The organism is Neglectibacter timonensis (assembly GCF_900048895.1).
Lineage (GTDB): Bacteria > Bacillota > Clostridia > Oscillospirales > Acutalibacteraceae > Acutalibacter > Acutalibacter timonensis.
Genome location: NZ_LT160637.1, coordinates 159,566 through 172,487, shown reverse-complemented (window position 1 = coordinate 172,487; position 12,922 = coordinate 159,566). Strand labels below are relative to the sequence as shown.

At 54.7% G+C, this 12,922-nt stretch carries 10 protein-coding genes; 9 read left to right on the top strand and 1 reads right to left on the bottom strand.

Annotated elements, in window-relative coordinates; translation table 11 throughout:
- Nucleotides 1–180: 180 nt before the first annotated feature.
- Entirely contained in the window at nucleotides 181–1,707 is a 1,527-nt protein-coding gene (gene xylB, locus BN3911_RS03430; protein WP_066861367.1) for a xylulokinase, read from the bottom strand.
- Nucleotides 1,708–2,069: 362 nt separating this feature from the next.
- On the opposite strand from xylB, the gene BN3911_RS03425 reads away from it, so the two are divergent.
- The 9 genes from BN3911_RS03425 (at nucleotide 2,070) to BN3911_RS03385 (ending at nucleotide 12,882) form a co-directional block, all read left to right on the top strand.
- Nucleotides 2,070–3,500, top strand: coding sequence for an NAD(P)/FAD-dependent oxidoreductase (locus BN3911_RS03425; protein ID WP_082942047.1), 1,431 nt, complete (start codon nucleotides 2,070–2,072; stop codon nucleotides 3,498–3,500).
- 70 nt (nucleotides 3,501–3,570) lie between these two features.
- The gene (locus BN3911_RS03420) at nucleotides 3,571–4,830 is read left to right on the top strand and encodes an NAD(P)/FAD-dependent oxidoreductase (RefSeq protein ID WP_066861517.1); all 1,260 of its coding nucleotides are present in this window, start codon (nucleotides 3,571–3,573) and stop codon (nucleotides 4,828–4,830) included.
- Nucleotides 4,831–5,117: 287 nt separating this feature from the next.
- Nucleotides 5,118–5,495: a DUF1667 domain-containing protein gene (locus BN3911_RS03415; RefSeq protein ID WP_066861364.1), complete on the top strand. Its 378-nt coding sequence runs from the start codon at nucleotides 5,118–5,120 to the stop codon at nucleotides 5,493–5,495.
- A 22-nt stretch (nucleotides 5,496–5,517) separates the two neighbouring features.
- Entirely contained in the window at nucleotides 5,518–6,243 is a 726-nt protein-coding gene (locus tag BN3911_RS03410) for an HAD family hydrolase (protein ID WP_082942046.1), read from the top strand.
- A gap of 160 nt (nucleotides 6,244–6,403) precedes the next feature.
- Entirely contained in the window at nucleotides 6,404–6,715 is a 312-nt protein-coding gene (trxA, locus tag BN3911_RS03405) for a thioredoxin (RefSeq protein ID WP_066861360.1), read from the top strand.
- A gap of 95 nt (nucleotides 6,716–6,810) precedes the next feature.
- Nucleotides 6,811–7,734, top strand: coding sequence for a thioredoxin-disulfide reductase (gene trxB / locus BN3911_RS03400; RefSeq protein ID WP_066861357.1), 924 nt, complete (start codon nucleotides 6,811–6,813; stop codon nucleotides 7,732–7,734).
- Between the two features lie 270 nt (nucleotides 7,735–8,004).
- A complete protein-coding gene (locus BN3911_RS03395; RefSeq protein ID WP_066861354.1) occupies nucleotides 8,005–8,460 on the top strand; it encodes a MarR family winged helix-turn-helix transcriptional regulator in 456 nt (151 codons plus the stop codon).
- Nucleotides 8,461–8,533: 73 nt separating this feature from the next.
- Nucleotides 8,534–10,996, top strand: coding sequence for an ABC transporter ATP-binding protein (locus tag BN3911_RS03390; protein ID WP_066861511.1), 2,463 nt, complete (start codon nucleotides 8,534–8,536; stop codon nucleotides 10,994–10,996).
- Entirely contained in the window at nucleotides 10,993–12,882 is a 1,890-nt protein-coding gene (locus BN3911_RS03385; protein WP_066861342.1) for an ABC transporter ATP-binding protein, read from the top strand. Before BN3911_RS03390 ends, BN3911_RS03385 begins: the two co-directional genes overlap by 4 nt.
- The last annotated feature ends 40 nt before the right edge of the window (nucleotides 12,883–12,922 follow it).

The window sequence follows — 12,922 nt, the reverse complement described above, 5'->3', positions numbered from 1 at the left end:
GCAATTTTTCCGGCGGGCCTGTGCCCCTTTTCTCTCTTTTTCAATTCGGACAGGCCTGCTGCCCGGAACATTTGCAGGAATTAAATACCCAATTCTGCTTTCGCATCACCGTGGGGAAGGAAGCAGCAGAAATATCCCCGGTGCAGGAGCCCTGCGCCGGGGGTGTGATTGGATGAAAGCTTATTCTGCTGCAGCCAGCTGTTTAAAGTTTTCCTTCAGCGCCGGGTACAGAGAGCGGTAAACCTGATAGAAGGCATCGTACCGAGGCACGTTTTCCGAGATGGGTTCCTGGGGTTCATTGGTTTGAATCATAGCGTCGCAGGCCTCCTGCACGGAGGGATACAGTCCCGCGCCCACGCCTGCCAGAATGGCTGCGCCCAGTGCGGGGCCTTCCTTGGATTTTACGGTTTTTACCGGGCAGTCGTACACGTCTGCCAGCATCTGCCGCCACAATGGAGAGCTTCCGCCGCCGCCGCAGGCCAGCATTTCCTGGAGTTCCACGCCCATGCCGCGGAGAATTTCCACGCTGTCCCGCTGAGAGTAAGTCACGCCCTCCATCACAGCCCGCAGCATATCGTATTTGGTATGGATGGCGGAGAGACCGAAGAAAACGCCGCGGCAGTCCGGATCCAGATGGGGCGTGCGTTCTCCCATGAGGTAAGGAAGGTACAGCAGCTTATTGCAGCCAATGGGGGAACGCTCCGCTTCCCGGTCCATCAGGAAATAGGGATCCACCCCCATGCCCTCCGCCGTACGCTTTTCCTCTGCACAGAAGTTGTCCCGGAACCACTTCAGGGAGAGTCCCGCGCCCTGGGTGACGCCCATCACATGCCAGGCGCCGGGCACCGCGCAGCAGAAGGTATGCACTCTGCCCTTGGGATCGATAGAAATATGATCTGTATGGGCGAAAACCACGCCAGAGGTACCAATGGTAGTAAAGGCCTTGCCGTCCCGTACCACTCCGGTACCTACGGCTGCTGCGGCGTTGTCCCCCGCGCCGCCCACCACAGGGGTTCCGGCCTTCAGACCCGTCAGTTTCGCAGCCTCTTCCGTGATGGAGCCCGTCACCTCCGGGGACTCGTAGACCTTCGCCAGCAGACTTTCCTCAATGTCCAGCTTTTCCAGGACCTCCTTGCTCCAGCAGCGGTTCGGTACATCCAGAAGCTGCATGCCGGAAGCATCTGATACTTCCGTGGCAAAATCGCCTGTGAGCATGTAGCGGACATAGTCCTTGGGCAGCAGGATATGGGCGCATTTTGCATAGGTTTCCGGTTCATGATTCCTGACCCACAGGATTTTGGAGGCCGTGAAGCCCGTCAACGCAGGGTTCGCCGTGATCTCTATGAGACGCTTTGCCCCCACCTTCTCCGTGATTTCTTCACACTCAGCGGCTGTGCGCTGGTCGCACCAGATGATGGAGCGCCGCAGCACTTTCCCGTCGCGGTCCAGCATCACCAGCCCATGCATCTGGCCGGAGATCCCCACGCCTTTGACCTCCCCGGCGTCTATCCCGCTTTTCTCAATCACCGTGCGGATGGTATCCGCAGCCGCGTGCCACCAGTCTGCAGGCTCCTGCTCCGCCCAGCCGTTCTTTTCCTGAAACATGGGATATTCCAGGCTGGCGCTGGAAATCACTTTTCCCGTTTTGTCGAACAGCACAGTCTTTGTGCCGCTGGTACCCAAATCGATTCCAATTAAATATTCCATTTTTTGACTCCTTTCCATACCTTATTAAAAGGAAGGTATCCCCAAAGACTTTTATTCCGCGGGGCAGTGCGGCGCGACCGGTCACTTGCTTCCCGAAGCCCGAACCTGCTTCCGCCCAATATAAACCGGAAGTCTCTTCCGGGACGCGTGATCCGGGCCAGTCTCTTTCGCCCAACGCAGCGGCGGTACGCCGCAATCCACGCGTCATGGGTGCAGCGTCACGCTGCCTCTTTCCCTTATTTTCAGCTATTTGTTCAATTCTGTCAAGGAAAATTTCAGGTTTTTTGCAGTTGTTTTACTTGCGGGAAAAGCCGCTATATGATAATCTATTAACGTATGAAAATACGGAGGAAGGTATTGAAATGATACAATGTGATATCGTGATTGCCGGTGCGGGAGTGATCGGCTCGGCAGTGGCAAGAGAATTGTCCCGGTTTGAGGGGAGCATTGCGGTTTTGGAAAAGAATGCGGATGTGTGCGAAGGCACCAGCAAGGCCAATTCCGCGATTATCCACGCAGGCTTCGACGCGGAGCCCGGGACCTGGAAAGCGAAAATGAATGTCAGAGGCAATGAGAAAATGGACAAGCTCGCTGAAGAGCTGGACATTCCCTTTCAGCGCTGCGGGGCCTTTGTGGTGTGCCTGCATGAGGAGGAGCTGCCGAAGCTGAAGGAGCTTTATGAGCGGGGGCTTGCTAACGGCGTACCCGGCCTGAAGCTGCTGAACCGGGAGGAGGCGCTTGCCCTGGAGCCCAACCTCTCCGATGCGGTATGCGGCGCGCTGCTGGCGGAGACTTCAGGCATTGTATGCCCCTTTGAGCTGACCCTGGGCCTGGCGGAAAATGCCGCAATGAACGGCGCGCAGTTTTATTTTGAGACGCAGATAACCGGCCTGGAGCGCCGGGAGGACGGCTGGCTGGTGAAGACCTCCGGGGAAGACTTTCTGACAAAAGCGGTGGTCAACGCCGCCGGAGTCCATTCCGATGAGCTGCACAACCTGGTATGCGAAAACAAACTGCACGTCGCCTCCAGAAAAGGAGAATACTGCCTGCTGGATAAGACCGCGGGACAGCATGTCTCCCATACCATATTTCAATTGCCCGGGAAATACGGAAAGGGCGTGTTGGTGAGCCCTACGGTTCATGGAAATTTGCTGCTGGGTCCCACTGCCGCTGATATAGAGGACAGGGAGGAAACCAAAACCACGGCGGAAGGACTCGGAGAAGTGCTGGAGAAGTCCGCTCTGGGCGTCAGGAACATCCCAATCCGCCAGGTGATCACTTCCTTTACCGGCCTGCGGGCCCATGAGGCAGGGGATGACTTTGTGCTGGGAGAAACCGCAGAGGGCTTTTTTGACGCGGCGGGTATCGAATCCCCGGGCCTTTCCAGTGCATCAGCCATTGGGGAGTATTTGGCGGCGCTGATTGCTGAGAAGCTGCAGCTGGCGCGGAAGGAAAACTTCCAGCCGATCCGCAGAGGCGTGCCCAGACTGCACGATATGCCTGCGGAGCAGCGAAAGGCGTACATAGAGAAAAATCCTGCCTACGGCAACATCATCTGCCGTTGTGAACAGGTTTCCGAAGGGGAAATCCTGGATGCCATTCACGGAGTCCTGGGAGCAAAAACGCTGGATGGGGTCAAGCGCCGTACGAGAGCGGGAATGGGCCGCTGCCAGAGCGGGTTCTGTTCTCCCAGGGTGATGGAGCTTTTGGCCAGGGAACTGTCCTTGGATTTAAGGGAAATCCGCAAGAATGAAAAGGGTTCGGAGATTGTATTGGAAAAGACAAGGGGCTGACCGCGTTTTCGGCGCGGGAGGGAAGCGGGCGGCACAGGCCGCCGCAGCCCGGAGAAAGGAACAGATCAAAATGAAACATGATATTGTCATTATCGGCGGAGGCCCGGCGGGCCTTGCCGCCGCTGCCGCCGCCCGTGAGGCCGGCGCACGGGATATTTTGATCCTGGAGCGCGAGAAGGAGCTGGGCGGGATCTTGAACCAGTGCATTCACAATGGGTTTGGCCTGCATACTTTTCATGAGGAGCTGACAGGCCCCGAATATGCCGCCAGATTCATCGCGCAAATTCAGGAGCTGCAGATTCCATATCTGCTGAGCACCACGGTAATCGACCTCTCCTCCCCCGCCTCCGGCGGTGTAAAGGTCACAGCGGTAAGCCGGGAAAACGGGCTGGTTGAGGTGGAGGCCAAAGCGGCGGTGCTTGCCATGGGCTGCCGGGAAAGGCCAAGAGGAGCGCTAAACATCCCTGGAACCCGCCCGGCCGGCGTATTTTCCGCAGGTACGGCCCAGCGGCTCGTGAACCTGGAAGGCTATCTCCCGGGACGCGAGGTGGTTATCCTGGGAAGCGGCGACATCGGGCTGATTATGGCCCGGCGAATGACGCTGGAAGGCGCCAAGGTAAAATGTGTGGCGGAAATTCAGCCCTATTCCGGGGGCTTGAAGAGAAATATTGTACAGTGCCTGAACGATTACGGCATTCCGCTGAAGCTCAGCCATACGGTGGTGGACATTCAGGGGAAGGAAAGGGTAGAAGGCGTCACTATCGCTGAGGTGGACGAACACCTGAAGCCTATTCCAGGAACGGAAGAGCAGTTCTCCTGTGACACCCTGCTGCTTTCTGTGGGGCTGATTCCGGAAAATGAACTGTCCAAGGAGATCGGTGTGGAGCTTTCCCCTGTCACCAGCGGGCCCAAAGTCAATGAAAGTCTGGAAACTAATGTTCCCGGCGTCTTTGCCTGCGGCAATGTACTCCACGTTCACGACCTGGTGGACTATGTTTCCGAGGAGGCGGCGCAGGCAGGCAGGAACGCGGCCCTGTATGCGGCCGGAAGGAATGAAGACCAGGGAGAGGAAATCCCTGTGGAAACCGGCGGCGCAGTGCGCTATACGGTACCCTGCCGCATCTGCGCCCAAAGAGTGGAGGGCAGCCAGGTGGTGCGGTTCCGCGTGAGCAAAAACATGCGCAATGCCAGTGTCTGCGTCTATGCGGACGGCAGAGAAATTTTACGCCGCAAACGTCCGGTGATGGCTCCCGGAGAAATGGAGCAGGTACTTCTCAAGCAGAAGGATCTGCTGGGAGTAAAGCAGCTTCTGGTGTGCACGGAGGAGTAAAAACCGGCGGTGTGTCGGCAGCACCGGTCGGAGCGGAACGCTGACCGATCCCCAGTGGGGATCAAGACCCGAAGCGGAGAATTGCTGCCTGCTGCCGCTGCGTTTTGTGAAAGATATGCGTCCGGATCACGCGGCTGATCTCTGCTTCCTCCAATAGGAACTGGAAGCAGAAAGGGGGCATCGTGAAGCGGACCGAAAACTGGAAATTGGAATAAAAGTTTGGAGTGCTTTCCTCAGGGAAGCATTTTGGATATCTTTCTTCAGAAAGGTATGGGAAGGAGAACTATATGCCAGTTGTAGAATTGACCTGTATCAGCTGCCCTCTGGGCTGTCCGCTGAAGGTGGAGACAGACAGCTCGGGCAAGGTGCTGAAGGTTACCGGAAATACCTGCAAGCGCGGGGAGGAATATGGTAAGAAGGAAGTGACCAATCCCACGCGGACTGTTACCTCCACCGTGCGTTTGCTTGGCGGCACGGCGCCGGTGGTATCCGTCCGCACCCAGACGGACATCCCCAAGGAGAAAATTTTTCAGTGTATGGAGGAAATCCGCAAGGCTGCTGCAGAAGCGCCTGTCAGGATTGGCGACGTGATTTTGGAAAATGTGGCGGGTACCGGCGTGAGCGTGGTGGCCACAGCCAATGCGGAGAGGATCGCTGAAGAATAGAGAATAAACAGGAGGAAATCGTTTGAACAGCCTGAATTTGAAGGAAAAAACCACGGTTCTGTTTGATTTGGACGGCACGCTGCTTCCCATGGAGCTGGAAGAATTTACAAATACCTATTTTGCTCTGCTGGCAAAAAAGGCCGCCCCGTTTGGGTACGAGCCCAAGCCTCTGGTGGCTGCTGTTTGGAAGGGTACCAAGGCCATGGTGAAAAATGACGGCAGCGAGCTCAACTGCAGCCGGTTCTGGGAAGTTTTTTCCCAGGAGATGGGAAGAGAATCGCTGAAACTGAGGGAACCCTTCGACGAGTTCTATGCCAAAGAATTCCACGGCGCAAAAACGGCAACCTGGGAAAATCCATTGGCTAAAAAGGCGGTGGACGGCCTCAAAAAAAGAGGTTTTGAACTGATGCTGGCCACAAATTCCCTATTTCCGGCAGTGGGTGTGAATACCAGGCTGTCCTGGGTGGGGCTTTCCCTATCCGATTTTTCTTATGTTACCACCTATGAGAATTCTTCCTATTGTAAGCCGAACCCGGATTATTTTGGAGAAATCCTGGAGAAAACGGGAAAACAGCCTGAGGAATGCCTGATGGTGGGAAACGACGCAGATGAGGACCTGGCGGCGCTGGAAAGGGAAATCGATGTGTTTCTCACTACAGACTGTCTGATCAACAAATCCGGCAGGGATCTGACAGGGATATCCACGGGCACGTTTGCAGAGTTTCTTACGATGATGGAAGTGAACTGACCCTTCCCCATACACCGGATGGGCGCGGCTTTTCGATGTTTGCAGAAAATTCAAAAAATTTTTTTAGAACTGTAGCTTTTGCAACAAGAAATGTTCAATCTTTTGGGGTATCATAAAGTCAAAGAAGAGAAACAATTCTCATGCGAAAGGAAGGTTCACTATGGCAGTTTTGAAGATTACAAGCGAAAATTTCGAGCAGGAGGTTCTGAAGGCGGCACAGCCTGTCGTCATTGATTTTTGGGCATCCTGGTGCGGCCCCTGCAAAATGTTTTCCCCCATTGTAGATGAGTTTGCCGAAGAAAACGAGGGCAAGGTAAAGGTGGGAAAAGTCAATATCGACGACGAGCCCGACCTGGCCTCCCGCTTCGGCGTGATGAGCATCCCCACGGCCATCCTCTTTAAGAACGGTCAGGCCGTGCAGAGTATGGTGGGCGTTCAGCCCAAGGCAAAGCTGGAGGAAATGGTCCGGTAATGGTTTCCTGAACAGTTTTCTGCAGGAAGCAGTGCAAAGCCGAAAGAAAAGTCTGTGTCCAACTTTTTGTAAGAAAGTTGGAAGGAGGTTCAGCCATGGAACAAAATATCTATGATGTGGTAATCATCGGAGGCGGCCCTGGCGGTTATACGGCGGCGCTGTATGCGGCGCGTGCCAACTTGACGGTGCTGCTGTTGGAAAAGCTGACGCCCGGCGGCCAGATGGGCACCACAGATGTAATCGATAATTATCCGGGTTTCCCGGAAGGCATCAACGGCTTTGAGCTGGCTATGCAGATGAAGCAGGGTGCGGAGCGGTTCGGCGTGGAGACGAAGCTTTCCGAAGTGCTCAGCGTGGATTTGAAGGGCGCAGTCAAACAGATACGCACTGCTGACGGCACTTATCAGGCGAAAACTGTGGTGCTGGCTTCCGGAGCTCATCCGAGAGAATTGGGCCTTGCCGGGGAGCGGGAACTTCGGGGCAGAGGCGTTTCCTATTGCGCCACATGCGACGGTATGTTTTACCGCGGCAAGACAGTGGTGGTGGTAGGCGGAGGAAATACAGCTGCGGCGGATGTGCTCTATCTCTCCAAGCTGTGTAAAAAGGTATATCTGGTTCACAGAAGGGATACCCTGAGGGCGTCCAAGGTTTATCTGGATCCGCTGCAGAAAGCAGAAAATGTGGAATTTGTCTGGGATAGCGAGGTGCAGGAGATCCTGCAGGACGGCAAGATTCAGGGCGTCCTGGTACGGAATAAAAAATCCGGAGAGAAAACAGAGTTTTCCTGTGACGGCTTGTTTGTGGCGGTAGGGGATCTGCCTAACACAGGGCTTTTTCGAAGCCAGGGCGGAACAGATGAAGCCGGATATGTGCTGGCGGGTGAGACGACTAGAAACAGCCTGCCGGGGGTGTATGCAGTGGGAGACCTGCGCAGAAAACCGCTGCGGCAGGTGGTTACTGCAGCTGCAGAAGGCGCGGTGGCCGCTCATTTTATTGAAGAATATCTTTCTATTTCCTAAGAGTACGCCTGTTACAATCCTATATAATTCAACCCCCCAAAAAAGGGAGAGCCGTGGAAACAATATTCCACGGCTCTCCCTTTTCCCGTTAGGATAAAAGTGAAGCGCGGAAGCCCATGGGGAAAGGTTCAGTTGTTAAAAAAACATGAACTTTGGTAAATCCTTGTTGACGGAAATTGGAGCCGTGAGTATAATAGTTCATTATTGAACTATCCTTGATTTAACAATTACAAAAATGAACAAATTATCAGATGGGAAAGGAGTAAAGCTGTGGACCTGCTGGGGGAACTTGCCGGGATCGATGAAGGCCTGGCCATGGTGATGATGCACATCCGGAAAAGCGTGCGCGCCGCCATGCGGGATGCGGCCCGTGAGGAGGGGCTGTCTCAAAATGAAATTGAAGTTCTGCTGTTTCTGGCGCATAAAAAATGCGACACAGCGCGTGAAATTACCCAATTCCGAGGAATATCACGGTCGCTGGTGAGCAAATCCGTGGATCTTCTTATGAAAAAAGGATACCTTGAAGCAAAGCAGGATGAGAAGGACAGAAGGGTAATCCATCTGCTCCTGCTGCCCAAGGCAGAAAAAACCATAGAAAAGCTGAACATAATCCGCCGGGAGTTTATGAGCAAGCTGTGCGAGGGCATTACACGGGAAGAGGCGGACGCCTTTATGGTCATAGTGCGGAAAATGGCCGGTAATGTCCAGAAGAATATTCCCGATTGACAGGCTGCGAAGAAGGACGGCTTAAGTAATACAGGAAACTGCCCATACTGTGGGAAAGGAAGGAAAGAACGAGATGAAATTGATTGCGAAGTACCTGAAGCCCTTCGCATTGGTGGTACTGCTGTGCCTGATACTGCTGTTCGGTCAGGCTATGTGCGATTTGAGCCTGCCCAACCTGATGAGCGATATCGTGAATGTGGGTATCCAGCAGAGCGGTATCGAAGAGGGTGCGCCGGAGGCTGTGAGCCAAAAGGGGATGACCCTTTTGAAGCTGATGATGGATGAAACCGACCAGAAGCTGATGGAGGATTCCTACGTCTCTGTGGATCCGCAGAGCAGCGAAGCAGAGAGGTTTTCCGAAGCCTATCCCCTGGCCCATGAGGAAGGAATCTGTGTGCTGAAAACCGGCCTCAGTGAAGAGGAACTGGAGGCTGTGGATGCTGCCTATGGAAAGGCCTCCTATGCGTTCCTGCTGTATATGCAGCAGGCTGGGAAGAATGGAGAGCTGGAAGAGGCGGCCAAAAAAGCCGCTATGATGGCGCAACAGCAGGGCCAGGGACCAAAGCTGACGGAAGCACCTGCAGGGGAAATTCCCCAGGAGCTGCCTTCCGGCATGGAAAGCATTCCCGGAGAAGAGCAGGCCTTCGGTACGGAGAGTTCCTCCCCTGACAACGAAGGTTCTCCTGCTGGCGGACAGGAGGCTGGGGAACAGGAAGAATCCTCTGCAGGCTCTATGAACGGGATGTCCTTTGATATGGAAAACGGCTTTGATGAAATGGATATGAGTAAGGTCTATCAGCTCATCCCCCTGCTTCAGCTGGTGCCGGAGGAAAGCCTTCAGGCTGCCCGGGAGAATGCGGCACAGAATCAGTCCATGATGGGCGGTCAGGTTGGGGTTACCTTCAAGAAGCTGTTTTATCAGGAGCTGGGGATGGACGTCAATCAAATCCAGTCAGACTATATTTGGAAGGTCGGTCTCAAAATGCTGGGCGTGACGCTCCTGGGTGTTTTGGCCACTGTGCTGGTAGGCTTCTTTGCCGCCCGTGTCGCCTCAAAAATCGGGAAGCGCCTACGCCATGACCTGTTTTCCAAGGTGGAGAGTTTTTCCAATGCGGAGTTTGACAAGTTCTCCACAGCTTCCCTGATCACCCGTACCACCAACGATGTGCAGCAGGTGCAGATGCTGGTTACCATGGGAATTCGAATGGTGTGCTATGCGCCCATCATGGGCATTGGCGGCATCATATTTGCGGTAGGCAAAAGCGTGTCCATGAGCTGGATCATCGCCGTGGCCGTCGTTGTAATGATCGGGCTGATCATTGTGGCGCTGTCCGTTGCCATGCCCAAATTTAAATCCCTGCAGAAGCTCATTGACCGGCTGAACCTGGTGAGCCGGGAGAATCTCAGCGGAATGATGGTGGTGCGTGCCTTCGGCAATGAGGAATATGAGGAGAAGCGTTTTGAGGCCTCCAACAAAAATCTGGCGGATACCAACCGCTTTGTACAGCGGGTCATGTCGGCCATGATGCCCTCGATGATGTTCATCATGAACGTGGTATCTGTAGTGATTATGTGGGTAGGCGGCCATGCCATTGCGGAATCCACGCTGCAGATCGGCGACATGATGGCCTTTATCCAGTATGCCATGCAGATTATCTCCTCCTTCCTGATGATCGCCATGATGTTTGTGATGGTGCCCCGGGCCAGCGTATCCGCAGTCCGTATTCAGGAAGTGCTCCAAACAGAGCTGGAAATCCGGGATGAGCCAAAGCCGGAAGTGCTGAAGCAGGTAAAGGGTGAGGTGGAATTCCGGGACGTTTCCTTCCGGTATGGCGGAGCGGAGAGCGACGTTCTGGAGCATATCAGCTTCACGGCAAAACCTGGTGAGACCACGGCGTTTATTGGCGCCACAGGTTCGGGAAAGTCCACCCTGATCAATCTGATCCCCCGGTTCTATGACGTGACAGAGGGAGAGATTCTTCTGGACGGAACGGACATCCGCAAGCTGTCCCAAAAGCAGCTGCGGGACAGCATCGGCTATGTGCCCCAGAAGGGGATTTTGTTCTCCGGAACCATTGCCTCCAACCTGCGGTACGGCAAGGAGGAGGCTGGTGAGGCGGAGCTGCAGAAGGCCATTGAAGTGGCCCAGGCATCCGACTTCGTGGGAGAGCTGGAGGAAGGCATGGAGGGGCCCATCGCTCAGGGCGGAACCAATGTGTCGGGCGGCCAGCGGCAGAGGCTTTCCATCGCCAGGGCGCTGGTGCGCAAGGCGCCTGTATATATCTTTGACGACAGCTTTTCGGCGCTGGATTTCAAGACGGACGCGGCGCTGAGGCGGGCGTTGAAGCGGGATACGTCGGAGGCCACGGTGCTGATTGTGGCCCAGCGTGTCAGCACCATCATGCACGCAGAACAGATTATCGTACTGGACGGCGGAAAAATGGTGGGAAAGGGCACACATAAAGAACTGCTGGAAAGCTGCCCCGAATACCGTGAAATCGCGGAAAGCCAGCTGCAGAAGGAGGAACTCGCATGAGCCAGAACAATACTTCCCGTCCCCCTGTGCGCAGGGGCCCGATGGGCGGCCATGGCCCGATGGGTGGAGGCCGGATGATGGCGGGCGGGGTCAAGGCTAAAAATTTCAAAGGCAGCTCCAAGAAGCTCCTTTCCTATCTCAAACCGTTTAAATGGCCTATGATCTTCGTAATGGGCTTTGCAGCCCTGTCCACTGTATTTAATATCGCCGGACCGAAGGTGTTGGCCAAAGCCACCGACGAGCTGGCCAGCGGCATCATGAAAATTGTGACCGGGGCCGAAGGAGGGATAGACTTCGGCTATATCAGCATGATCCTGCTGATTATGGTGGGAATTTATCTTTTAAGCTCGTTGTTTTCCTACCTGCAGGGCTATATTATGGCGGGAATTTCAACAGATGTCTCTTATGATCTGAGGAATGCCATTGAAAAGAAGATCAATAAGCTGCCTCTGGCCTATTTTCACAGAAACAGCCAGGGAGACGTACTCTCCCGCATCACCAATGATGTGGACACTCTTTCCAACTCCCTGAACCAGAGCATTACCCAGCTGATTACGTCAGTGTGCACCATCATCGGCGTGCTCATCATGATGCTCTCCATCAGCTGGCAGATGACGCTGGTTGCCCTGTGCATTATTCCGGTTTCTCTGGTTTTCGTTACCGTGATCGTCAAGCTGTCCCAGAAGCACTTTAAGGGACAGCAGGAATATCTGGGCACCGTCAACGGCCAGGTGGAAGAGATGTACGGCGGCCATGTGATCGTCAAGGCGTTCGGCCGGGAAAAAGAGACGGTGGAAACCTTTGACCGGGAAAATGAAAAACTCTACAATGCCGGTTGGAAGGCACAGTTCCTGTCGGGGCTGATGCAGCCCGTCATGGGGTTTGTGGGAAATTTGGGTTATGTGGTCATCTGCATGGTGGGCGCGTCCATGGCGGCGGGCGGCACTATGACCATCGGCGGAATCCAGGCGTTTATCCAATATGTACGCAGCTTTACCATGCCGATCACACAGCTGGCAAACATTTCGAACCAGCTGCAGATGACGGTGGCGGCGGCGGAACGTATTTTTGAATTCCTCGATGAAGAGGAGGAACCCGCCGGGGAACCAAAGCTTTCCATGAAGGATTTGGAGATCCGTGGCGATATCCGTTTTGACCATGTGAAGTTCGGCTATGAGGACAGCGAGGACCTGGTGATCCATGACTTTTCCGCCGATGTGAAGGCGGGCCAGAAAATTGCCATTGTGGGTCCCACGGGCGCGGGTAAAACCACAATGGTGAAGCTGCTGATGCGGTTCCACGATCTAAAAGGCGGCCAAATCTTTGTGGATGGGCATCCGATCACCGATTTTACCCGCGGAGATCTGCGTACGGAGTTCGGCATGGTGCTGCAGGATGCCTGGCTCTATAACGGCACTATTTTGGAAAATATCCGTTACGGCAAGCTGTCCGCTACGGATGAGGAGGTTGTGGCGGCGGCAAAAGCCGCCCAGGCGGATCACTTTATCCGCACCCTGCCGGGAAGTTACCAGATGGAACTCAACGAAGAGGGCACCAATGTTTCTCAGGGACAAAAGCAGCTGCTGACCATTGCCCGGGCCATTCTGGCAGATTCCCGGATTATGATTCTGGATGAGGCCACCAGCTCCGTGGACACCCGTACGGAGGTTCTCATTCAAAAGGCTATGGATAACCTGATGCAGGGACGTACCAGTTTCATCATTGCACACCGGCTTTCCACCATCCGCAATGCGGATTTGATTCTTTGCATGAAAGACGGGGATATTGTGGAGCAGGGCACGCATGAGGAACTGATGGCGAAGGGCGGCTTCTATGCCAACCTGTATAACAGCCAGTTTGAGACAGGAGAGGAAGAAGCCGGCTGAGGGCTGGCAGCAAGCTCTCAGTGCGGGGAAACCGGGTTCT